21 protein-coding genes are annotated in these 22,405 nt (G+C 65.3%); 10 read left to right on the top strand and 11 right to left on the bottom strand.

What is annotated here, in order from left to right:
* Entirely contained in the window at window positions 1–1,356 is a 1,356-nt protein-coding gene (locus tag BN60_RS25280) for an amidase (protein WP_020698974.1), read from the top strand.
* On the opposite strand, the gene BN60_RS25275 is transcribed toward BN60_RS25280, so the two are convergent.
* Both BN60_RS25275 and BN60_RS25270 read right to left on the bottom strand, forming a co-directional pair.
* Complete coding sequence (locus tag BN60_RS25275; protein ID WP_020698973.1) at window positions 1,350–1,985, bottom strand: flavin reductase family protein; 636 nt, start codon at window positions 1,983–1,985, stop codon at window positions 1,350–1,352. The genes BN60_RS25280 and BN60_RS25275 overlap by 7 nt on opposite strands.
* A 9-nt stretch (window positions 1,986–1,994) precedes the next feature.
* Window positions 1,995–3,194 (bottom strand): NAD(P)/FAD-dependent oxidoreductase, encoded by a 1,200-nt coding sequence (locus BN60_RS25270; protein WP_020698972.1) that lies wholly within the window; start codon window positions 3,192–3,194, stop codon window positions 1,995–1,997.
* A gap of 75 nt (window positions 3,195–3,269) precedes the next feature.
* Between BN60_RS25270 and BN60_RS25265 the strand changes: the two genes are divergently transcribed.
* Window positions 3,270–3,839: an SCO family protein gene (locus BN60_RS25265; RefSeq protein ID WP_245539841.1), complete on the top strand. Its 570-nt coding sequence runs from the start codon at window positions 3,270–3,272 to the stop codon at window positions 3,837–3,839.
* Between the two features lie 87 nt (window positions 3,840–3,926).
* Window positions 3,927–5,147, top strand: a complete 1,221-nt coding sequence (locus tag BN60_RS25260) for a polyhydroxyalkanoate depolymerase (RefSeq protein ID WP_020698970.1) — start codon at window positions 3,927–3,929, stop codon at window positions 5,145–5,147.
* A 24-nt stretch (window positions 5,148–5,171) separates the two neighbouring features.
* Here the strand turns inward: BN60_RS25260 and BN60_RS25255 are convergent, their stop codons facing one another.
* The gene (locus tag BN60_RS25255) at window positions 5,172–6,146 is read right to left on the bottom strand and encodes a Bug family tripartite tricarboxylate transporter substrate binding protein (protein WP_051150190.1); all 975 of its coding nucleotides are present in this window, start codon (window positions 6,144–6,146) and stop codon (window positions 5,172–5,174) included.
* 86 nt (window positions 6,147–6,232) lie between these two features.
* Here BN60_RS25255 and BN60_RS25250 point away from each other — a divergent pair, with 86 nt between their 5' ends.
* The 4 genes from BN60_RS25250 (at window position 6,233) to BN60_RS25235 (ending at window position 9,318) form a co-directional block, all read left to right on the top strand.
* Window positions 6,233–7,084, top strand: a complete 852-nt coding sequence (locus tag BN60_RS25250; protein ID WP_020698968.1) for a metallophosphoesterase — start codon at window positions 6,233–6,235, stop codon at window positions 7,082–7,084.
* A 68-nt stretch (window positions 7,085–7,152) separates the two neighbouring features.
* The gene (locus tag BN60_RS25245) at window positions 7,153–7,542 is read left to right on the top strand and encodes a YciI family protein (RefSeq protein ID WP_020698967.1); all 390 of its coding nucleotides are present in this window, start codon (window positions 7,153–7,155) and stop codon (window positions 7,540–7,542) included.
* Window positions 7,539–8,777, top strand: coding sequence for an RNA polymerase sigma factor (locus BN60_RS25240; protein WP_020698966.1), 1,239 nt, complete (start codon window positions 7,539–7,541; stop codon window positions 8,775–8,777). Before BN60_RS25245 ends, BN60_RS25240 begins: the two co-directional genes overlap by 4 nt.
* A 133-nt stretch (window positions 8,778–8,910) precedes the next feature.
* Window positions 8,911–9,318 (top strand): VOC family protein, encoded by a 408-nt coding sequence (locus BN60_RS25235; protein WP_020698965.1) that lies wholly within the window; start codon window positions 8,911–8,913, stop codon window positions 9,316–9,318.
* A 68-nt stretch (window positions 9,319–9,386) separates the two neighbouring features.
* On the opposite strand, the gene BN60_RS25230 is transcribed toward BN60_RS25235, so the two are convergent.
* From BN60_RS25230 to BN60_RS25205, 6 genes are all read right to left on the bottom strand, one after another.
* Window positions 9,387–11,069 carry an ATP-binding protein gene (locus BN60_RS25230; RefSeq protein ID WP_020698964.1) on the bottom strand — a complete coding sequence of 561 codons (1,683 nt, stop codon included), beginning with the start codon at window positions 11,067–11,069 and terminating at the stop codon, window positions 9,387–9,389.
* Window positions 11,066–12,559, bottom strand: coding sequence for an ATPase domain-containing protein (locus tag BN60_RS25225; protein WP_020698963.1), 1,494 nt, complete (start codon window positions 12,557–12,559; stop codon window positions 11,066–11,068). Before BN60_RS25225 ends, BN60_RS25230 begins: the two co-directional genes overlap by 4 nt.
* Window positions 12,560–12,671: 112 nt before the next feature.
* Window positions 12,672–14,495 (bottom strand): DNA helicase RecQ, encoded by a 1,824-nt coding sequence (gene recQ, locus BN60_RS25220; protein WP_020698962.1) that lies wholly within the window; start codon window positions 14,493–14,495, stop codon window positions 12,672–12,674.
* 79 nt (window positions 14,496–14,574) lie between these two features.
* Entirely contained in the window at window positions 14,575–15,348 is a 774-nt protein-coding gene (locus tag BN60_RS25215) for a short-chain dehydrogenase/reductase (protein WP_020698961.1), read from the bottom strand.
* Between the two features lie 12 nt (window positions 15,349–15,360).
* The gene (locus BN60_RS25210; protein ID WP_020698960.1) at window positions 15,361–16,254 is read right to left on the bottom strand and encodes an MBL fold metallo-hydrolase; all 894 of its coding nucleotides are present in this window, start codon (window positions 16,252–16,254) and stop codon (window positions 15,361–15,363) included.
* Window positions 16,255–16,265: 11 nt separating this feature from the next.
* A complete protein-coding gene (locus BN60_RS25205; protein ID WP_020698959.1) occupies window positions 16,266–17,963 on the bottom strand; it encodes an outer membrane protein assembly factor BamB family protein in 1,698 nt (565 codons plus the stop codon).
* A 123-nt stretch (window positions 17,964–18,086) separates the two neighbouring features.
* Between BN60_RS25205 and BN60_RS25200 the strand changes: the two genes are divergently transcribed.
* The 3 genes from BN60_RS25200 to BN60_RS25190 are packed head-to-tail and all read left to right on the top strand — an operon-like array spanning window position 18,087 to window position 20,345.
* Window positions 18,087–19,241, top strand: coding sequence for a CaiB/BaiF CoA transferase family protein (locus tag BN60_RS25200; protein ID WP_020698958.1), 1,155 nt, complete (start codon window positions 18,087–18,089; stop codon window positions 19,239–19,241).
* 9 nt (window positions 19,242–19,250) lie between these two features.
* Window positions 19,251–19,946 carry an EI24 domain-containing protein gene (locus BN60_RS25195; protein ID WP_020698957.1) on the top strand — a complete coding sequence of 232 codons (696 nt, stop codon included), beginning with the start codon at window positions 19,251–19,253 and terminating at the stop codon, window positions 19,944–19,946.
* A gap of 9 nt (window positions 19,947–19,955) precedes the next feature.
* Window positions 19,956–20,345 carry a hypothetical protein gene (locus BN60_RS25190; protein ID WP_020698956.1) on the top strand — a complete coding sequence of 130 codons (390 nt, stop codon included), beginning with the start codon at window positions 19,956–19,958 and terminating at the stop codon, window positions 20,343–20,345.
* A 31-nt stretch (window positions 20,346–20,376) separates the two neighbouring features.
* Here the strand turns inward: BN60_RS25190 and gtdA are convergent, their stop codons facing one another.
* Both gtdA and BN60_RS25180 read right to left on the bottom strand, forming a co-directional pair.
* Window positions 20,377–21,420, bottom strand: coding sequence for a gentisate 1,2-dioxygenase (gtdA, locus tag BN60_RS25185; protein ID WP_020698955.1), 1,044 nt, complete (start codon window positions 21,418–21,420; stop codon window positions 20,377–20,379).
* 6 nt (window positions 21,421–21,426) lie between these two features.
* Complete coding sequence (locus tag BN60_RS25180) at window positions 21,427–22,257, bottom strand: gamma-glutamyl-gamma-aminobutyrate hydrolase family protein (protein ID WP_020698954.1); 831 nt, start codon at window positions 22,255–22,257, stop codon at window positions 21,427–21,429.
* Window positions 22,258–22,405 lie beyond the last annotated feature (148 nt).

Genomic DNA, 22,405 nt, shown 5'->3' with positions numbered 1-22,405 from the left:
ATGGCCAACCCGACGCAGAATCCCACTATAGGGCAGCTCGCCGCGGATCTGGCCGCCGGCCGTACCACTTCCCGCCAGCTCGCCGAAGAGGCGCTGGCGCGCATCGAGGATCCCAAGGGCGAAGGCAAGCGCGCTTTCGTCAAAGTGTGGAGATCACAGGCCCTCGCCACCGCCGAGGCCAGCGACATCCAGCGCAAGGCGGGGCTCGTTCCTTCGCCGCTCGCCGGCATTCCCGTTTCGATCAAGAACCTCTGCGACGTCGCAGGTGAGACGACGCTCGCTGGCTCGATTGCCCTCGACGATGCCAAGCCGGCTGCTGCAGACGCGCCTGTCGTTGCGCGCCTGCGGGCCGCCGGCGCGGTGATCGTCGGCAGTACCAACATGAGCGAGTTTGCCTTCTCGGGCGTCGGCTTCAACCCGCATTACGGCACGCCCGGCAATCCTGCCGACCGCAAGCGCGTGCCGGGCGGCTCCTCCTCCGGCGCTGCCGTCTCGGTCGCGGACCGCATGGCCGTAGCCGCACTGGGCACCGATACCGGCGGCTCCGTCCGCATCCCCGCCGCGGTCTGCGGCCTCACGGGCTTCAAGCCGACGGCGCGGCGCGTGCCGATCGACGGTGTCGTGCCGCTGTCGACTTCGCTCGACTCGATCGGCCCCCTCGCCAACTCGGTTGAAGACTGTGCCATCGTCGATGCCGTGTTCGCCGGCGAGCCGATCTCGGTGCCGGCCGCCGCCCCGCTTTCCGGCCTCCGCTTCGCGATCCCCAAACAGTTCGTGATGGACGAACTCGACCCTGTCGTCGCCACGGCCTTCGAGCGTGCCTGCAAGGCGCTCTCGGCCAAGGGCGTGAAGATCGAGCAGATCGATCTCGTCGAGCTGAACGAGCTGCCGGCCATCAATGCCAAGGGCGGATTTGCCGCCTCCGAAGCCTATGCCTGGCACAGGGACCTGATCGCCCGCCGGCACAACGACTACGACCAGCTCGTGGCCCCGCGCATCCTGCGGGGCAAGGAGATGAACGCGGCCGACTATATCGAGCTGCTCGGCAAGCGGGCCGACCTGCAGCGCCGCGTTGCGGCGATCACGGCGAACTACGACGCGGTGATCATGCCGACCTGCGCTATCGTGGCGCCGACCCTCGACGAGGTCTCGACGGCCGACGGCTTCACCAGGAAGAACATGCTGCTGCTGCGTAACACCACAGTCGGTAATTTCCTCGACCGTTGCGGCATCAGCCTACCCTGCCATGCCGCCGGCGAACTGCCGGTCGGCTTCATGCTGATGGGCGAGGCGATGGCCGACAGGCGCGTGCTGGCGATGGCGCGCAGCGTGGCGCCAGTCGTTTCAGCTCACTGATATCGGGGATCGTCGGGACGGCGCATCCGCCAGACGTTCTCAGTGGTGGTGTATTCGCTGTAGCCCAGCCGCGCGACCGGCTTGAAGGCCATGATATCGACCCGTCCATCCTTCAGGATGGAGTCGTCGATGTGCACGCCGACCACATGGCCCAGCACGATGGAGCCACGCTTTTCCTCGTGGCCCTTCTCGACCGGCAGCTCGATCGTCTTCCAGTACTTGCACTCCAGCGCCACAGGTGACTCCTTGACCCGCGGCGGCTTCACGAAGCGGCAGGGTTCCGGCGTCAGCCCGGCGAGCTTCATCTCATCGACACCATAGGCCACCATCGCGGTGGTGATGTTCATCTTCTCGCTCAACGTGCCCGCCACCATGTTGACGACGAACTCGCCGGTCTCCTCGGCGTTCATGCGGCTGTGCTTGGTTGGCGTATCGCCGTAGGTGCCGGTGATGGCGAAGTAGACCATCGGCGGAAACTCGCCGACACCGTTGTAGAAGCTGTAGGGTGCCAGATTTACTCGGCCTTGCTTGTCGACCGTCGAAATCCAGCCGATCGGCCGCGGCACGATCACCGCCTTCAACGGGTCCTGCGGCAATCCATGATCGCGCTTGGCGGTATCGTAGAACATCGTTCCCCCTCACTCGTAACGAACTGGTGGTGTCTGCACCGTCGGTGCCGCCGCATCAAGGATCGCCTGCCGGCCGCCGGTCCGCGGCGGATAGATGCGTTCGCGGTTGATCGTTTCCTTGGTGCGCTTGGCCGTCTGGCCCTGCGACATGACCTTGCGGTTCCACCCCTCGGTATAGAGCGCGCCCCAGGGCCCGAGATCGAGGATGGTCGTGTACCAGTCGATCCGCAGCGGCAGCATCGGTTGGCCCAGCAGATCGCAGACGGCATTGTGACCGGCAAAGCGGCCCATCGGCCGGCCATGCTGGCAGGACATCACGCAGGAATGCGTGCCGTCGATCAGGAACGACGCGACGTCGCCCGCGGCGAACTCCGCCGCCAGCCCCTCGATCTTCAGGAACGAATCGACCGGCAGCCGGCCCAATCGATCGCGCGTGACCGGAAAGGCCGCGGTCAGCGGATGAGCCCGCATGCCGGCACACCAGACGACAGTCTCCGCCTCGATACGTTCGCCGCTCGCCAGGGTCGCACCGGCGACATCGATCGACGCCACCGAAACGCCGCCGCGCCTCTCGACACCGAGCGCAGCCAGCGCCTCTTCGATCACCGGCACGGCGCCCTCGCCCATGTCCGAACCGATGCGCGGCGCATGGTCGGCGAGGATGACGCGCGGCGCAGCGACGCCTGCCGCCCGCAGCTTGCCCGGCATCTCCGCGGCAGCCTCGATGCCGGTCAGGCCGCCGCCCACCACCAGCACCGTCGACGCGGTCCGAGGACCCAAGCCGGCAATATGCTTGTTGAGCCGCATTGCGGCGCCGTAGGTATCCACGTCGAAGCCATGTTCCGCCAATCCGGGCAAGTTGGGCCGCGAAAGCTGGCTGCCCAGAGCGAATACCAGCCGGTCGTAACCGAGGGTCTGCGGTCCCCTGGCCTCGTAGGTCACGGTCTTCGTGGCGACGTCGATGCCCGTCACCCTGCCTTCGAGGCGTCGCACGCCGACGGGCATCAACACCTCGTCGAGCGCCACCCGCGTCTGCGAAAGATCGGCCTCGTAGTTGCGCACGCGGATCGAATGCCAGGGCGTGTCGTTCAGCAGCACGACCTCGATCTGCTGCGCACCAAGCGCTTCGCGCGCTCGGGCTGCAGCAAGTGCGCTCCAGAGGCCGGCAAAGCCACCGCCGAGGACGAGGATGCGTCGGGCTGAGGTCACATCCTGTTGTGCGACGAGGCGTCCGGCTTGTCGAGCGACCCGGCTCGGACCATCTTCGGGTCCATGTCAGCCACGATGAAGACGCTGCTGGGCGTGTGGATCGCAGCTCTTGCCGCCGCCGCCGGCTGGATTGCCTGGGACGTCGTCAAGGGCGACGAGCGGCAGACCATCGGCGGCCCCTTCACGCTCACCGACCAGGACGGCCGCACGGTCACCAGCGACAGCCTCAAGGGCAAGCCGACGCTGATCTATTTCGGCTTCACCTTCTGCCCGGACGTCTGCCCGACCTCGCTGCTGCTGATGGAAACGGCCGTCGAGAAGCTCGGCCCCGATGCCGCCAAGAAGGTGAATCTGGTCTTCATTACCGTCGATCCGGAACGCGATACGCCGGAGCTGCTCAAGGGGTATGTCCCCAATTTCGGGCCGACCTTCATCGGCCTTACCGGCACGCCCCAGCAGGTCGCCGACGTGGCGCGCGCCTACCGCGTCTACTATCAGAAGGTCCCGGGCAAGGATGGCGGGCCCTATCTGATGGACCATTCGTCCATCGTCTATCTGCTCGACCGCAATGGCCGGTTCGTCACCCACTTCACGCACGATGCCAAAGCCGAGCAGATCGCCAATACTGTGGGTCGTTTGCTGTAAATTCGACCTAAGTCGTTGAATCTGCCTTATTTGTGCAGTGCACTATTAAAGTGACAAGCCTTCGGCCAGGCGTACAATCCCGGCCGGATGCTCTATCAAGCCTATGAATTCCAGCGGCAGCTCGCGACGCCGGTCCGCCTTTGGGCGAACGTGCTCGAGCAGGCCTATTCAAGCCCCTACAATCCGTGGGCTGATACATGGTTCGGCAAGTCTGTCGCGGCCGGCGCCGAGATTGTGGCCCGCCTCACCCAGACCTATGCCAAGCCTGCCTTCGGGCTGAACACGACGCAGGTCGGCGAGGAAACCGTCGCGGTCAACGAAGAGATCCTGCTGCGCAAGCCGTTCGGGCAGCTCCTGCATTTCCGCCGGGACACGACGCGGCGCGACCCCAAGGTTTTGGTCGTGGCGCCCTTGAGCGGCCATTTCGCCACCCTGCTCCGCGGCACGGTCGAGGCGCTGCTGCCCGACCACGACGTGCACATCACCGACTGGATCGACGCGCGCGAGGTGCCGCTGGCCCAGGGCAATTTCGACCTCGACGACTATATCGACTACGTCATCGAATTCTGCCGCTATCTCGGCCCGGACGTTCACGTGATTGCCGTCTGCCAGCCTTCGGTGCCGGTAATGGGAGCGGCGGCGCTGATGGCCGAGGCGAAGGATCCGCGTCAGCCCAAATCCATCACCCTGATGGGTGGCCCGATCGATACACGCATCAGCCCGACGGTCCCCAACGACCTCGCCATGCGTAATTCGATGATGTGGTTCCGCCAGAACGTCATCTCGACAGTGCCGCTCAACTATCCCGGCGCGCTGCGCCGGGTCTATCCCGGCTTCCTGCAGCTCACCAGCTTCATCAGCATGAACCTCGACCGGCATGTGAACGCCCACATGCGCCAGTTCGAGCATCTGATCAAAGGCGACGGCGATTCATCGGCTGGCCATCGCGCCTTCTACGACGAATATCTCGCGGTGATGGATCTCACCGCCGAGTTCTACCTGCAGACCATTCAGGTCGTGTTCAAGGAGCATCTGCTTCCGCGCGGCGCCTGGGTGAGCCGCGGCCGCAAGATCGACCCGTCGTTCATGGAAACCGCGCTGATGACGGTCGAGGGCGAGCTCGACGACATCTCCGGCGTCGGCCAGACCAAGGCCGCGCATGCGCTGACTCCCAACATTCCCGGCGCCCGCCATGCGCACTGGGAACAGCCGCGGGTCGGCCACTACGGCATCTTCAACGGCCGCAAGTGGCGCGAGCAGATCATGCCGCGCGTACGCACCTTCATCCGCGAGAACGACTCTCGCTAGGCCGGGTTCGCCTCAAAGCAGTCCTCACGCTTTCGCCAGCCCTGCTTTCACCAATGTCGGCTTGATGTCGACATAGTACTTCTCGGCGAAGGTGCGATAACCGGCGGGATCGCGATACCAGGGTTCCTGGATGTACTTGTCCAGAAGCGGCTGATGGCCGGGATCGGCCATCGCTTCCTTGATCGCATCGTGCAGGGCCTGGATGATCTGCGGCGGTAGGTCCCTGGGTCCGACCAGGCCGTAGGGGCTGACGGCCACGGCATTGATACCGCTTTCGATCAGAGTCGGTTTGTCGGGATAGAGGCCGAAGCGCTTCTCCGTCGCCATCGCCAGCACACGCACCTTTCCGCTTTCGACGAAAGGTGCCCATGCCGCGCCGTCGGGCACGAACTGGATATGACCACCCAGCAGCGCCGGCATCCATTCCGCGCCGCCCTTGTAGGGAATATGGGTGAAGCGCGCGCCGGTGGCCTGCTCGGTTTCGAGCATCAGCAAATGGCCCGTACCTCCGACGCCGCTGGTGCCGTAGTTCAGCTTCTCGGGGTCGCGCTTGCCGGCGTCGATCAGTTCACCGATCGTCTTCCAGGGTGCATCGGCGCGGACGACGACGCCGAAGGTGAATTCGGACAGGCCGATGATGTAGGAGAAGTCTCGCAGCGGATGCCAGTTCGCCGCCTGGTAATGCGGGTAGCGCAGGCTGTTGATGGTCATGCAGGCGATCGTGTAGCCGTCCGGCTTGGTGTTCACCATCTGCGCCGCCGCGAGTGTCGCGCCGGCACCCGCCTTCACATCGACGATGATCTGCTGGCCCCACTTGCGGCTCACCCGCTCACCGAGGAAACGCAAGTGCACGTCGCACACGCCGCCGGCCGCCAGCGGGTTGTAGATCGTAATAGGTTTGTCGGGTTTCCAGGATCCTTGGGCGCGGACCAACGCCGGTGCAGCAAGCGCACCCCCCACCACGGACGCCAGAACGCGACGGCGGTTCAAGCCTGTCATCGTCATCCTCCCAGTGCTTCCGATCTGCGTCGGATGCCCCAGCATAGCACGGGATTTGGGTCGGGAATGGAGCTAGCATTCCGGACATGTCCGTCCCTGTTTCCATCTCCGACTGGAAATCCGCCCCGTTCGACGTCAAGGGCGAGACGGTGTTCGCCATTGGCGACGTCCATGGCTGCGCCGATGAGCTGGCGGGGTTGCTGGGCGCAATTGCCGGGCTGGCGCGCGACGCTACTGGAAGGCGGCGCCTGATCTACCTCGGCGACATGATCAATCGCGGGCCGGACAGCATCCGCGTCCTCGAGCTGTGGGCCCAAAATGGTGAGGCGCACGACGTCGACCATGTCGACCGGCTGATGGGCAATCACGAAATCATGATGATGCTCGCGGTCACCGGCGGACCGCACGCCCACAAGGCAGAGACCATGTGGCTGTCCAAGCGCATGGGCGGCCATGTCCTGCTGGACCAAATGGCGGCCAAGGCGGGCCATCCTGCAACGCACGCGAGCCAAGAGCTGCTGGCCGAGGCGCTGGGCGACGCCGTCGTACATCGCCTGCAGGGCATGCGGTCGCACGTCCGGCTGGGCAATACGCTGTTCGTCCATGGCGGCCTCGACCCGCATGCCGACCCGGACGAGTTCCTGACCAGGCCCTGGACCCTCTTCACGGAGGCGCGCTGGGCCTGGATCAACCATGGCTTCCTCGACTGGAAGGGTGGATTTGGGGGTACTCTGGTGGTGCATGGCCACACCCCGCCCGATAAGCACCGCGCGATCAGCGGCCTCGAAGACCCGCACCTGTTCGAGGGCGACCGGCTCGGTCTCGACGGCGGCAGCGCCCGCACCGGCATCGTGACGGCAGCGGAAATCCAGGACGGCCGTTATCGGCTTCTCAAGGCGGGTACGCCTTTCGCGAGTCCCCTCCCCTCCGAGGGATGAATTATTTGTGCCGAACTGTCGGCAGAGCCCCTATCTCTTCGTCCTGGGTAACAAGAGGGCCTTTCTGCATGCTCTACGCCATCCTTTGCTACAATTCCGAGGACGCCGTCGGCTCCTGGTCCAAGGAGTATCACGATCAGACGATGGCCCGGCTGCTCACGGTCCATGACAAGCTGGCCAAACAGGGCCGGATCGGCCCCGTCGCCCGATTGTTGCCGACCACGGCCGCGACCACCCTGCGCAAGGGCCGCGAGGAAATGGTGATCGACGGTCCCTTCGCCGAAACCAAGGAACAGCTTCTCGGCTTCTACATCGTCGACTGCGAGTCGCTGGAGGGCGCCATCGACGTCGCCAGGGATCTCGCCAAGGCCAACCCGGGCACCGGCAGCTACGAAATCCGGCCGGTGGCGCAGATGCATGAAAGCCGCCTGCCCGTAGAAAAGAAGCCAGCGGCATGAGCGATCTCGGCTGGATCGATGCGGTTGTCGGTGCGGCGCGCCCCCAGGTCATGGGGGCCTTGCTGCGCTACTTCCGCAACCTCGATACGGCCGAGGAAGCCTTCCAGGAAGCCTGCCTGCGGGCGCTGAAGACCTGGCCGCAGAACGGTCCGCCCCGCGACGCCGCCGCGTGGCTGATCCTGGTCGGACGCAACGCGGCGATGGACGATGTCCGCAAACGCGCGAAGCAGACCGAACTGCCCGACGAGGCGGAACTCTCCGACCTCGACGACGCCGAAGCCTCGATGGCCGAACGGCTCGACGGCGACCACTACCGCGACGATATCCTGCGGCTGCTTTTCATCTGCTGCCATCCCGGGCTGCCATCGACCCAGCAGATTGCGCTGGCCTTACGCGTCGTCTGCGGCCTCTCCGTGACGCAGATCGCGCGCGCCTTCCTGGTCAGCGAAGCGGCGATGGAGCAGCGCATCACGCGCGCCAAGGCCCGCGTCGGCAACGCCAAGATAGCCTTCGAGACGCCCGGCGCGCCGGAACGGGCCGAACGGCTCGCGACCGTCGCAGCCATGGTTTACCTCACCTTCAACGAAGGCTATTCGGCGAACCAGGCCGAAGCCGACGCGCGCGCACCGCTGGCGCAAGAGGCGATCCGATTGGTGCGCCTCCTCTTGCGCCTCTTTCCGACCGAGCCCGAGATCATGGGCCTGACGGCGTTGATGCAGTTGCAGCAGTCACGCGCGCTAGCGCGTTTCGACAAGGACGGCAACATCGTCCTGCTCGAGGATCAGGACCGCAGCTTGTGGAGCCAGGGCCACATCGCCGAAGGCCTGGCCTTGATCGACAAGGCCATGCGCCATCGCCAACCCGGCCCCTATCAAATCCAGGCCGCGATTGCCGCACTCCATGCCCGGGCCCGCCGCGCCGAAGACACGGACTGGAAACAGATCGACCTGCTCTACGCCAATCTGGAACGCCTGCAGCCCTCGCCCGTGGTGACGCTCAATCGCGCCGTCGCCGTGTCCAAGGTCAGCGGCCCGCAGGCTGCTCTGGAGATGATCGAACCTCTGGGCTCCCGGCTGCAGAGCTATTTCTATTTCCACGGCGTCAAAGGGGCCTTGCTACAGCAGCTCGAACGGGCCGACGAAGCGCGCGAAGCCTTCGGCCGCGCGATCGCATTGGCCAACACGCCGGCCGAAGCAGCGCACATCCGCCAACACCTGGACCGACTTTCCTCGTAGCCGCCCTCGCTGCGCAGCAATTTCTTCTCCGTCGCTACCGCGCAGAGGATTGAGAAAACTTCTTCCGATCACGATGTCGGATTGCGCCAGGCTCGTTCGTCCTTGGCGTATGACAACAGCCAAGGAGACTGTCATGACCAACGCCCATCCTCCGGTTCTCGGTGGCCCCTGCCCGTACCTGTCGGTGAGCAACGCCGCCAAGGCCGCCGAGTTCTACGTCAAGGCGCTCGGCGCCAAGGAAGTCATGCGCATGCCGCCCGACGACAAGGGTCGCTACATGCACATTCATCTCGTGATCAATGGCGGCTCGCTGATGCTGGCCGACGTCTTCCCTGAGCATGGTCATCCGCTGGAGAAGCCGGCGGGCTTCACCCTGCATCTCGCAGTCGACGACGTCGATGCCGCGTTCAATCACGCGGTCAAGGCCGGCGGAGAAGTCGTGTTGCCGGTGCAGGACATGTTCTGGGGCGACCGCTACGGCCAGTTCCGTGACCCGTTTGGCGTCCTGTGGTCAATGGGTGCGCCGATCAAGAAGGCCTGAAATCGGCCTGTAGCCGCACCGCCAACGGATACACCGGATCCTACCGCTTCTGCGGCCAGGCCGAGGCGCTAGCCGAGCAGAGCCTCGATCTGCTCGGCCAGCTCCGTCTGCTGATAGGGCTTGTTGAGTCGCGGCAGGTCGAGGTTGGCGCGTGCCGGCAGGTCGGCATAGCCGGTCGCCAGCAGGATCGGCAATTCGGGCCGCAAGGAGCGTGCCTGCTCGGCAAGCTGCAGGCCGGTCATTCCCGGCATCACATAGTCCGTGATCATCATGTCGATCGGCTTGCCCGTTCGCAGAACATCGAGCGCTTCCCCGCCGGACGACGCCGTCACCACCGTATGGCCGAGGTCCTCCAGAAGCGCCGTCGTCGACAGGCTGATCAGAAAGTCGTCGTCGACGAAGAGCAGGGTCGCATGCTTCTTCGCCGCAGGCGTCACCGATTCCGACCGGGCGACAGCCGCCGCCGGAGCGCCATCCGCAACAGGCAGCCACAGTTCCGCACACGTGCCGCGGCCGGGTGTGCTGAACAGGCGCAGGGCCCCTTTGAGCTGTTGGGCGAGGCCATGGATCATGGACAGGCCAAGGCCGGTGCCTTTGCCCACCTCCTTCGTGGAGAAGAAGGGCTCGATCGCTTTCTGCAGGGTCTGCCCATCCATGCCGACACCTGTGTCCGATACCGTAAGGCGGAGATACCGACCTGCATCCAGGTCTCTCGTGTCTGCGCTCTCGACTTCATCGAGGACGATCGTGAGACTTCCTCCGGCGGGCATGGCGTCGCGGCTGTTCACGGCGAGATTGAGAAGCGCAAGTTCGACCTGGTTGGCGTCGACATAGGCTGCCGAAAGTCCTAGCGGCAGGTCGAACCGTATCTCCACCGAAGGACCGATGGATCGCCGCAGCAGATCTTCCATTCCCCGGACGAGGTCGGCCAGATCGACGGGCATCGGTTCCAGCGACTGGTGGCGCGCGAAGGCCAGGAGCCGTTGTGTCAACGCAGCGCCGCGCTGGGCACCCTGCATGGCGCCGTCGATGAGCTGGTCGCTCGCCGGGTTGGCCGGCAAACGCCTGCGGAGAAGCTCCAGGTTGCCGATCACTGCCGTCAGCAGGTTGTTGAAATCATGCGCCACGCCGCCGGTGAGCTGGCCGATGGCTTCCATCTTCTGCACCTGGCGGAGCTTCGCCTCGGTGTGCTCGCGTTCTGCGATCTGCGACAGGAGTTCGTCGTGGGCATGCTGAAGCTGCGCCGTCCGCTCGGCAACCCGCCGTTCGAGGATGTCGTTGGCCTGCTGCAGCCGGACCTCGCCTTCGCGCAAATCTTCCAGCAGCGACCGCGTCTCGTGTTGCCGGCGACGGCCCTTCACGGCAGCACGTGCGACGCTGACGAGCGTGGTGGGATGGAAGGGCCGCTCGAGGAACGAGACGTTGCCCAGCGTATCCAACCAGTGCGATGCAATCGGATTGCGCTCCGGGCCGCCCCCATGATCCGTCACGAGCAGCACCGGCAGGTCCGACCACGCCGGCTGGCTGGCGAACCAGGCCGCGAGATGCTTCAGGTCGGCGCCGCGGATTGCCTCCTCGGTAATGAGGAAGAAAGCCACGTCGTCGTCGAGAGACTCGACCAGGACACTGAGAGTTGGGCAGACGACACACGACACATGCGTCTGCTCGATGAGCGAACAGGCTACCGCTGCGTCGCGACCGCGGGGGGCCAACACCAGCGCGCGCAGCGATCGTTCGGCGGGCGCAGTCACTCGCCCTTCTCGGCTCGTCGCTGCGGAGCGCTGCTCGGCAACACAGGCGTGCCGCGCAGCACACCATGGAACTGCGTGAGAGGCTCGCCGATATGCAGGCCGCGTTCGATCCAGAATTCCCGAATCGTGTCCTCGTGCTCGCCGCCTCGCTTCTTGATGACCGAGAGAGCGCGTCGGACGGCCCCTTCGGCTTCGAAGTAGCGCAGCAGAATTACCGCATCGGCTAGATACGTAATGTCGACGGGCGATTTCATCTCGCCGACCAGCCCATGCTGCGCCACGGTCAGGAATGTCGAGACTCCGATGCGGTTCAGGTACTGGATAAGCTCGTGTATGTGCAGGATCAGAGAGTTCTCCTGCGGCATCGACGTCTGGTATCCATTGAGACTGTCGATGACGACCGTCTTCACACCCTGGTCGGCTGCTGCCGAACGGACAGCGTGAGCGAATTCACCGGGCGAGAGTTCGGCGGCGTCGAGCTGCGTGATACGCAACCTTCCACTGGCGATCATCGCCTCGAAATCAAAGCCGAGCGGCTTGGCGCGATCGAACAGGAGGCCAAGCTCCTCGTCGAAAATGAACATCGCGGCCTTGTCGCCCTGTCGCACCGCCTCGGCTACGAACTGCCAGGCAAGCGTCGTCTTGCCGGACCCCGAAGGACCCAGGATGAGCGTGCTCGAGCCCTGCTCGATGCCGCCGCCGAGCAACAGGTCGAGGGACTTGATACCGCAGGTGACGCGGCCTCGCTCGAAGTTCAGCCGGTGCTCGCTGGCAACAAGGCGCGGAAAAACCTGCGCACCGCCCCGACGGATGATGAAGTCGTGGTAGCCGCCCCGAAACCCCTGGGCGCGATACTTGACCACGCGCAGGCGGCGACGCTCCGCGCCGTAGTCCGGAGTGAGCTCTTCCAGCCGGATCACGCCATGGGCAACCGAATGGACCGTCTTGTCGAGAGTGTCGGTCGTAAGGTCGTCGAGCATCAGCACCGTTGCGCCATGCCGGGCGAAGTAGTGTTTGAGCGCCAGGATCTGCCGGCGATAGCGCAACGAACTCTGCGCCAGGAGGCGAATCTCCGACAGCGAGTCGAGGACGATGCGCCGAGCGTTGCTCTTTTCAACCGCCTGAAAGATGAGCTTTGTCGTTTCGCCCAACTCGAGGTCGGAGGAGTAGAGGAGGCTCTGTTGTTGATCGGAGTCGAGCAGGCTTTCCGGCGGCACGACCTCGAAGATGTCGATCTTCTCATCGAGCTCCCAGCCATGGGCCGTGGCCGCACCGCGCAGCTCCTGCTCCGTCTCGGATAGCGTGACATAGAGGCCGCGTTCGCCCTCCCGGGCGCCCTCGACCAGGAACCGCAGGGCCATCGTCGTCTTGCCGGTGCCCGGGCTGCCTTCGAGGAGAAAGACCCTTCCGACGGCAAGACCACCCAAGAGAATATCGTCCAGTCCCGGCACCCCGGTCCGGGCTTTTGGCCTTTCCTTCTGGCAGTCCATCGTCCCTCTCCACCTCGCCTATGCTCTCGATGAGCAGCGAAAGGGTCGCAGCGAGGAGAGCGACTGGTTTAACGATGCCGGGAGGCGGAAGTTCCGAAAACCGGCCTTTCTGCTAGGCCTCGGCGCCCTGGATGACCTCCAGAAAGGCGGCGCCGTAGCGCTCCAGCTTGGCGTCGCCGACCCCGTGAATCTCCCGCATGGCTCGCTCGCTGGCCGGTCGATGGGTCGCCAGTTCCGCCAAAGTCCGATCCGAGAACACGACATAGGCTGGAACATTTTGCGCACGCGCGAGTTTGGTACGCAGCGCCTTCAGCGCATCGAGCAGCACCGTGTCGCCGTCTCCGACGATCGTCGCTGCAGCGGCGCGCCGGTCACGGCGCGAGCTCTTGCCGGCCGCGCCGGACGTCAGGTCCTTGCGCAGCTCGATCTTCTGCTCGCCCTTCAGCACGCGCCAGCCGTCGTCTGTCACCCACCACCGGCCGTGCTCCAGCAGGTCCTGCGCAATCAGGCCGACCGCCGAGAGCTGACGGAAGATCGAGCGCCACTCGGCAGCCTTGCGATCCTTGCCGACGCCGAAGGTCGGCAGCTTCTCGTGATTGAACTTCTGAACGTTGTCGGTGAGGTCGCCGATCAGGATGGCGACCAGATGTTCCATGCCGAATCGCTCGCCGGTGCGCACGATGGCCGACATCGCCTTCTGCGCGTCGATCGTGCCGTCGAAGAGCTCGACGCCCTCCTGGCAGAGATCGCAGTTGCCGCACGTCTCCGACGGCTCGCCGAAATAGGCAAGCAGGGTCTGGCGACGGCAGCGCGGCGCTTCGGCGAGAGACAGCAGCGCCCCCAACCGCTGGCGCTCGATACGCTTGCGCTCGTCAGATGATTCACCCTGTTCGATTTGCAGGCGGCGAAGCTGCATGTCGCCCAGGCCATAGAGCGTGAGCGTGTCGGCCGGCAGACCGTCGCGGCCGGCGCGGCCGATCTCCTGATAGTAGGCCTCGACATTGGCCGGCAGGTCGGCATGGCAGACGAAACGCACATCGGGCTTGTCGATGCCCATGCCGAAGGCCACGGTCGCCGTCATCACCACGCCATCGTCCTGCTGGAACGCGTCCTGGTTGGCGTCGCGCACCGCCTTGTCGAGGCCGGCATGATAGGGCAGCGCGCGCACGCCTGCCGCCACCAGGGCGGCCGCCAACTCCTCGACCTTGCGGCGCGAGGCGCAATAGATGATGCCGCTCTCGCCCTGATGGGCCTGCACGAAGGACAGGACTTGCCGCGTCGAACGCTCCTTCGGCTTGAAGGCCAGCTTGAGGTTGGGCCGGTCGAAGCTCCGAACGAAGATACGCGGCGACGTGGCAAACAGCTTTTCGACGATGTCGCCGCGCGTCGGCGCATCGGCCGTCGCGGTGAAGGCCAGCGTCTGCAGGCGACCGCCGATCTGGCGCGCCAGATTGCCCAAGCTCAGATACTCCGGGCGAAAATCGTGGCCCCATTGCGAGACGCAATGCGCTTCGTCGATCGCCATCATCGAGACGTGGGCTTCGGCCAGCATTTCCACCGTATCCGGCCGCGCCAGCCTTTCCGGCGCGACGTAGAGCAGCCGCAGCTCGCCGCGACGCAGCAGCCCCATGACGCGCGCATTCTCTGCAGGTTCGTTGCTCGAATTGAGACTGCCCGCCGCCACACCGGCCGCCGTCAGCGCGCGAACCTGGTCGCGCATCAGCGCGATCAGCGGCGAGATCACCAAGGTGAGGCCGGGCCGTGTGATCGCCGGAAGCTGGTAGCAGAGCGACTTGCCGCTGCCGGTGGGCATGACCGCCAGCACATTCTCGCCCGCCAGCACGGCACGCACGATCTCTTCCTGTCCGGGCCGAAACTCGTTGAACCCGAAAACGGAATGCAGCAGCGCGCACGCGTGAGAGAGGGGATCGTTCATCTTTGTTGGCGGCACTATTGCGCCAGCACCCCGCGCCGTCATGTGGAAGAACGACGCCGCGCGGAAAGGCCGCCGCAGCCTAGTGTCGGGCCGCTTGGCCGCCGTCGAGGGTCATCACCACGCCGCTGATGTAGCTCGCGCGATCGGACGCCAGGAACACCGCGAGGTCGGCCACTTCGTCGGGCTCGGCAGCGCGCCCGAACGGCATATGCTTGGTGAGTTCGGGCCAGCGCTCGGGATCGCCCCACTTCTGCTCGGCCTGGCCGCGCAGCAGGGTCAACATCCGATCCGTACGCGTGGCCGGCGGGTTGATCGCCACGACCCGAACACCCTGGTCGACACTGCGCGAGCCAACGGCGCGGGTGAACGCCATGAGACCGGCATTGCCCATCGTGCCAGCCACATAGTCGTAGTTGTAGCTTTCGCCCGCGAGGCCGATCACGTTCACCACCACGCCCTTCTTGCGGGTATACATCTTCTCCAGCATGGCGCGCGTGGCATTCACGTAGCCGAACACCTTGAGTTCCCAGGCCTCGCGCCACTTCGGTTCGGTCATACCGAAGATGTCGCCGCGCGGGATGGCACCGGCATTGTTCACCAGAATGTCGGCGTGCCCCACGGCCTCGACGACGCCCCGCGCCGTATCGCCCTGGGAAAAATCGGCAGGATGGATCTCCACCGGCACATTGTGCCGAGCCCGGATCTTCTCGCGCGCCGCTTCCAGGGACTCCTTCGACCGCGAGGCGATGTGCACGGTGCAGCCTTCGGCGGCGAATCCCATCGCGCAGGCAAAGCCGATGCCACGGCTGCCGCCGGTGATCAGGACGGTCTTGCCGTTCAACTTCAGGTCCATGGAATCGACTTCCTAGAGTCTGTAGGCCGAGTCGATGTTGGCGCGGCCATCCTCGGTCTTCACGCGGCCGTCCTTCACCATCTGAACGAGATGCGCCAGCATCGACCGGCCGGCTGCCTTATGCAGATGCACGGGCGTATCGGCGTAGTTCTTGGCGACCATCTGGGGAATCGTCTGCGGCCCATCCTTCAGGCGCGCCAAAATCTGCGCCTCGCGGCCCAGGCGATGTTCGATATAGGCCTGCACGAACGGATTGGGATCGCGGATCTCCGCCCCGTGCGTCGGGATATAGAGCGTCTCGTCGCGCGGCAGGAGCTTGCGCAGGCTGGCGAAGTAGTCGGCCATGTTGCCGTCGGGTGGCGAGATCACGGCCGTCGACCAGCCCATGACATGGTCGCCGGAGAGCAGCGCCTTGTCTTCCTTCACGGCGAAACAGAGATGGTTCGAGATATGGCCGGGCGTATAGACGGCCTCGACGTTCCAGCCATCGCCCTGAATCACGTCGCCGTCGTTCAGCTTGACGTCGGGCGCGAAGGAAAGGTCGCCGGGTTCCTCGGCGTGATCGCCTTCCGGCGGCTTGGGATGCGGACCGTAGCTGTAGACCTTGGCGCCCGTCGCCTTGGCAAGCGCCGGCGTTGCCGGCACATGGTCGATGTGGGTGTGGGTGACCAGGATATGCGTCACCGTCTCGCCGCGCAGCGCGCGCAGCACGGCGTCGATATGGTCCTGCTGGTCGGGACCGGGATCGACCACGGCGACCTTGCCATGGCCGATGATGTAGGTGCCCGTGCCCTTGAAGGTGAACGGATTGGGATTGTTGGCGACGACGCGGCGGATCAGCGGCGTCACCTCCATGGCCGTGCCGTAGTCGAACTTGAAATCCTTGATGAAGGGAATGCCGGGCATCGCGTACTCGCTTATGGGCTGGGCGGTGTCAGTTTGTAGAGGGCATTGCGGATGTCGGCGCTGACATAGACCGCACCGGAGCGGCTCACCGCCACGCCGGTCGGCATCAGGGCCGGCGGCCCGCCGGGGAACGGCGCCAAGCCGATATCGAGGTTGGATGCGATCACGACCTTCTGGCCGTTAGCCGGATCGATGGCGACGACTCGCTTCTGGCCGACTTCGGCAACGTAGAGCTTGCCGTCCGGTCCGACGTCGATGCCTTCCGGGCCGGCGAGATTGTCGGCCACGACCTTGCGCGCACCCGACGCCACGTCGATCTGGGTCACGGCACCAGCCGCGATCTCGGTGACGTAGATCTGCGTGCCGGCTCCCTGCGCAAGGGCCACCGGGCCGCGCAGCTCCTTCACGATATTCGTGCGCGTCTTGCCGTCGGGGCTCACCTTCACGAGGTTGCCCGTGGCGAGTTCGGCGACGTAGATCGTGCCGTCGGCGGCCTCCAGTGCATCGACGGGCGCCGCAAACTCGCCGAGCGTGGCCACCAGCTTGCCGGTCTTTCGGTCGATCTTCTGCACGGTGTTCGAGAACCAGCTCGAAAGCAGCGTGTGCTTGGGGCCGACCGAGACGCCCGTCGGATAGGAATGCGTCTCGCCATGCACGCGCAGCATGTCGGTCACCGCCCCGGTCGTGCCGTCGACATTGCGATAGCTGAACACGTCGGCGACATGCACCGTCTCCTTCGCCCCTTCCGTCGTCACGGCGAGGTCGGCCGGAATGGCGAGCTTGCCTTCGACGATGGTGCGCCACGACCCGGTCTGCTTGTCGACCAGATAGATGCCGTTGTCGGTCATCGAGGTCACGAACAGACGGCCGCGCGAATCGAAGGCCAAATTATCAAGGCCAGGCTTCATCGATGCCACCAGCCTCTTCGCCTTGCTGGTCAGGCTGACGCTCCAGATGCCGCCGGTCCCCGTGTCGACGACGTAGATGTTGTCGCGGTTCTGCGGGTCGATGTTGGCCGCCGCCGGGATCTTGAACCCGGAAGCGATCACCTCGGATGCGCCGGTCTCCAGGTTCACCTTGACGATCTCGCCCTTGAACCAGATCGGCCCGTAGAGGAAGCCATCGTCCTTGTGGATCTCGAAACCGTTCAAGCCACCCATCTTCTCGGCGATGCGGCGCAGTTCGTTGCGGGCAAACGGCTTGAAGTCCGGCTTGTCGACGTTCTTGAGATCGATCTCGTAGAGCGCGTCGCCCAGGAAAACTTCGGTGACGAAGAGGCGGCCGTCCTTGCCGAAGGCAAGCGAGTTCGGGCCGCTGAGACCTTGCGCGACTTCGATGGTCTTGCCGTTTGGCTTGCGGATATAGACCTTGCCCAGGAGGAAGGCCGTCCATGCCATCGTGCCGTCGTCGGCGAAAGCGATGTCGTCGGCCATGCCCGTCGGCGGATCGATGACGCGATCGACTTCGCCGGAATCCACCTGCACGCGGTAAATAGTCTGGCCCACCACCGAGCCGGCAAAGAGCTGGTCGTCCTTGTTGAAGGCGAGACCATGCACGCCATGGAACCACGAGCCCGGCACCAGGAACTGCTGATTGTATTCCTTGGCCACTGGGGCTGGCTTCGCCGACGGTGCAGCCTGCTGGGCCAGCGCCGATCCCGCCAGGCCAAATACCAGCGCTGCCGTCGTGACAATGCGGCCCAACTCCATCCCGTATTCCTCCGACCGTCTTTATCGCGGCGCGAACTTTAGACTGGAGGACAGGTTTTGTAACGCCGAACCCTTCGGCTACCATTGGCGCATCAAGAATGGCGCATTCTGCAGGAGGGAATCATGGCGGGGCCGCTTTCGGGACTGACGATCGTCGAGCTGGCCGGCATCGGACCGGGCCCGATGTGCTCGATGATGCTGGGCGACATGGGCGCCGACGTGATCCGCGTCGATCGCACCAAGGCGCATGTGATGGACCGCCTCGCCGATCCCAAGTTCGCGGTGCATAACAGAAGTCGCCGTTCGGTCTCGGTCGATCTGCAGAAGAAAGAAGGCATCGAAGTCGTGCTGCGGCTGATCGAGAAGGCCGACGGCCTGACGGAGCCGTTCCGTCCCGGTGTCGCCGAGCGGCTCGGCCTCGGGCCGGACGTCTGCCTGAAGCGCAATCCGAAACTGGTCTATGGCCGCATGACCGGCTGGGGTCAGGAAGGCCCGCTCGCCAAGGCGGCCGGCCACGACATCAACTACATCGCCCTCACAGGCGCGCTGCATGCAATCGGCGGCAAGGACCGGCCGATGCCGCCGCTCAACCTGGTCGGCGATTTCGGCGGCGGCGGCATGCTGCTGGCCTTCGGCATGGTGTGCGGCCTCCTCGAAGCACAACGTTCGGGCAAGGGGCAGGTGGTCGATGCCGCCATGGTCGACGGCGCGGCCCTTCTGCTGGGCGGCATCTACGGCATGGCCGGTGCCGGTCTCTGGAACGACGCCGAGCGCGAGACCAACATGCTCGACGGCGGCGCGCATTTCTACGGCACCTACGCGACCAAGGACGGCAAGCATGTCTGCATCGGCTCGATCGAGCCGCAGTTCTACGAGCTGCTCCTCGAGAAAACCGGGCTGAAGGGCGAATCGCTGCCGGCGCAGATGGACCGCAAGTCCTGGGGCCAGTTCAGGACCCGCCTCGAAGGCATCTTCAAGACCAAGACGCGCGACGAATGGTGCGCGATCATGGAAGGAACCGACATCTGCTTCGCGCCGGTGCTGACCATGAAGGAAGCACCCAGCCACCCGCACGCCAAGGCCCGCAATGCCTATGTCGACGTCCAGGGCTTCCAGCAGCCCGCGGCAGCGCCGCGCTTCTCGCGCACCAAGGAAGGCGTGCGGGGACCTGCGGCCAAGCGCGGCCAGCACACCGACGAGATCCTGGGCGAACGCGGTTTCTCGGCCAAGGAGATCAGCGAGCTGAAGGCCGCGGGCGTCGTCGGCGCACAGGCCTAACGAAGGCGCATGATCCGCGCCTTCGAACTCGCGGTCCGGCAGCTCAGCGACCCCCGGCTGCGCAGCATCATCTGGCAGTCACTGGCCTTGTCGCTGGTGCTGCAGGTGGGCATCGGCGTCCTGGCCTGGTGGGCGCTGCAGTCCTTCGCGACCTTCCAGTGGAGCTGGCTCAACGAGGGCATCCGTTGGCTGGGCGGCGGCGCGGTGATCGTGCTGGCGCTGATGCTCTTCCCCGCAAGCTTCGGCATCGTGATCTCGATCTTCATGGAGAAGATCGCCGACATCGTGGAGAGCGAGCACTATCCGAAGCTCGGGCCGGCGCGGGGCATCCCGGTCTGGACCGGCATCTGGTCGGGCATCCTGTTCCTGGTGACCCTGATCGTCCTGAACCTGCTGATGCTGCCCTTCTACCTCGTCGCGCTGTTCGTGGCCGGACTGGGCGCCGCCCTGTTCTACGGCGTCAACGGCTGGCTGGCCGGCCGCGAATACTACGAGCAGGTGGCGCTGCGCCGTCGCGACCCGGCCGAGGTGCGCGCCTGGCGCAAGGCCAACAGCGGCACCCTCTGGCTGACCGGCGCGGCCATCGTCTTCCTGGGCACCATCCCGATCCTGAACCTGATCGTGCCGGTCCTCGGGGTCGCGATGATGGTCCACATCGCGCAAATGCTGCGGCCACCCCTTAATTTACCGACAAGCCCGCGCTAAAGTGCGGGCATGAAATGGACGACGGGGGCACTGGCATCGATCCTCTTGCTCGGGGGATGCCAGACAGGCAATCAGCAATATTCTCTTACCGGCGGCGAGAAGGGCGTCTTCAGCTCGCGCAACGCCGGTTCACCGATTTCCCAGGATCGCCTCAAGGGCCTCGACGAGACGCAACTGACGGCGCTTCTGGGGGCGCCGCAGCTCGACCGCAAGGACGGGCAGGCGCGCGTCCTGCGCTACCAGTCGGACGGCTGCACCTTGTTCGTCTCTATGTACCAGCGCGACGGCCAGCCCTGGCGCGCCGAGTTCGCCGACGCCTACGACATGCAGCTGCGTCCGCTGAGCCCGCCCGACCAGTGCGCGGGTTCCGTCGCGGCCCAGAAACGCCGAACCGCCTAGAGGCGCCGGCCGCCTCCCGAGCGGCAGCTCCTTATTTTCCGCCGCGATCCTCGCGCCACAGGTCGAGCTTCTCCTGAACCGGCCGGTCGGAGAAGGAGAACAGCACCGCGTCGCTGTCGGCGCGATGCTCGACCGTGGCCCAGCTCGGCACCACGAAATGGTCGCGCTTCTTCCAGCGCATCACCATGTCGCCGATCCGGCTCTCGCCTTCGCCCTCGACCACCGAGAAGACCATGCCGTCGGTGCTGCGATAGGGCGCGCTGGCGAAGCCCTTGGGCAGGAGCTGCATGAAGGTGCCCATGGTGGCGATCGGCGCCCCGCCGCTCGCCGGATTGACGTAGCGCAGCTTGTAGCCGTGGCAGGCATCGGGGGGACCCGCCTTGGCGAGCCCCTCCAGCGCCTCGCGCGTGCGGGCATAAGGATAGTTGAAGATCGGCGAAGTCTGCCGGGCGGGCTTCCAGTCGACCGGCAGCAGCCCGCTGGCGAACTTCGCATCCGACGTGCCTGCGGGTGCCGTGATGGCCTGCTCGTCCTCGGCGCCGTTCTCGGCAAAGCCTGCGTTGAACATCGCGACCATCGGGATGTCGAGGCCGTCGAGCCAGACCATCGGCTTCGATGAATCGTTGCCATGATCGTGCCAAGTCCAGGTTGGCGTGATGACGAAGTCGCCTTCGTGCATGATCGTGCGTTCGCCGTCGACGGCGGTATAGGCACCCTCGCCCTCGACGATGAAGCGCAGCGCCGACTGGGTGTGGCGGTGCGACGGCGCCACCTCGCCCGGCAGGATGAGCTGCAGGCCGGCATAGAGCGTTGGCGTAATACAGGCGCTGCCCGGCATTGCCGGATTCTCCAGGATCAGCACGCGCCGCACGGCCTCCTTGGCCGTGATCAGCGCCCCCGACTCCATCAGAAAGGGCCGGACCTTGTCGTAGTCCCAGTGCGCGGCCTGATATTTCGGCGCGGGCTGCGGCGGCACGAGCTGATGCAGCGACTCCCAGAGCGGCGCCATCGAAAGCCCGCCAATGCGTTCGTAGAAGTCGCGGCGCGCGTTGTTTCGGGTGGCCGGTCCTGACATCGGGTTCTATTCCGCCGCACGCAGAAGCGATCCGGTGCGCTCCATCATCCGCGTGCGACAGGCTGCGGCAAAGGCGTCGAACAGTTTCATGGAGATCGGATTTTCCAGCGCCTTGTATTCGGGGTGCCACTGCAGCGCGAGGGTGAAGGCCTGCGCGTCGGGAACGCTCAGGGCCTCGACCTGTCCGTCCTCGCAGCAGATCGCCTCGATCTTCGCACGCGGCGACAGCATGTCGACGCCTTGACCGTGCAGCGAGTTCACCTTCACGCGGCGCTCGCCCAGCAGGCGGTGCAACATACCGCCCTCGACGATGTCGATATCGTGCGCCGGCGCATAGTTCACATCCATGTCGGGCGACTTCGGCGAGCGATGGTCGCGGCGGCCCTCGACCTCGTGGACGTGCTGGTGCAGCGAACCGCCCAAGGCCACGTTCACCTCCTGCAGACCGCGACAGATCGCAAACAACGGGACGCCGCGGGCAATCGTGTGCCGGATCAGCGGCAGGGTCGTGGCGTCGCGCGCCGCGTCGTGCAGTGTGCCGTCGCGGCTTTCCTTGCCATAGTGATGCGGTTCGACATTCGACGGGCTGCCCGTCAGCAGCACGCCGTCGAGCGCGTCGAGCAAGCGGTCGAAGGCCGGCAGCAAGCCAGTCGCGTCGTCCAACTCGGGGCCGATGGCCGGGATCAGCACAGGCAGGGCGCCGACGGCGCGGACCGCTGCCTGGACGTATTTCTCGCCCACCGTATGGTGCCAGCCGCCGCGACCGTTCTCCTTGAGACAGGCGGAAATGCCGACCAGGGGTCGCAAAGTCGGGGGACGCGAAGACGAGCGGTTCATAGCCAGCCGGTACGTGCAAATAGTGGGAAAAATATCATCGTCGTTACGGGGGTTCTTGGCAATTGCCCGCCCCCTGATCGTGCCCGCATCTTGTGCAGTGCAGCCCTGCATGGTACCGCCGCGCCGCAGCAAAATATTGGAAAGAGCG

It is taken from the genome of Reyranella massiliensis 521 (assembly GCF_000312425.1).
In the GTDB taxonomy this organism is placed as follows: Bacteria; Pseudomonadota; Alphaproteobacteria; order Reyranellales; family Reyranellaceae; genus Reyranella; species Reyranella massiliensis.
This window is presented reverse-complemented; position numbering and strand designations above follow the sequence as displayed.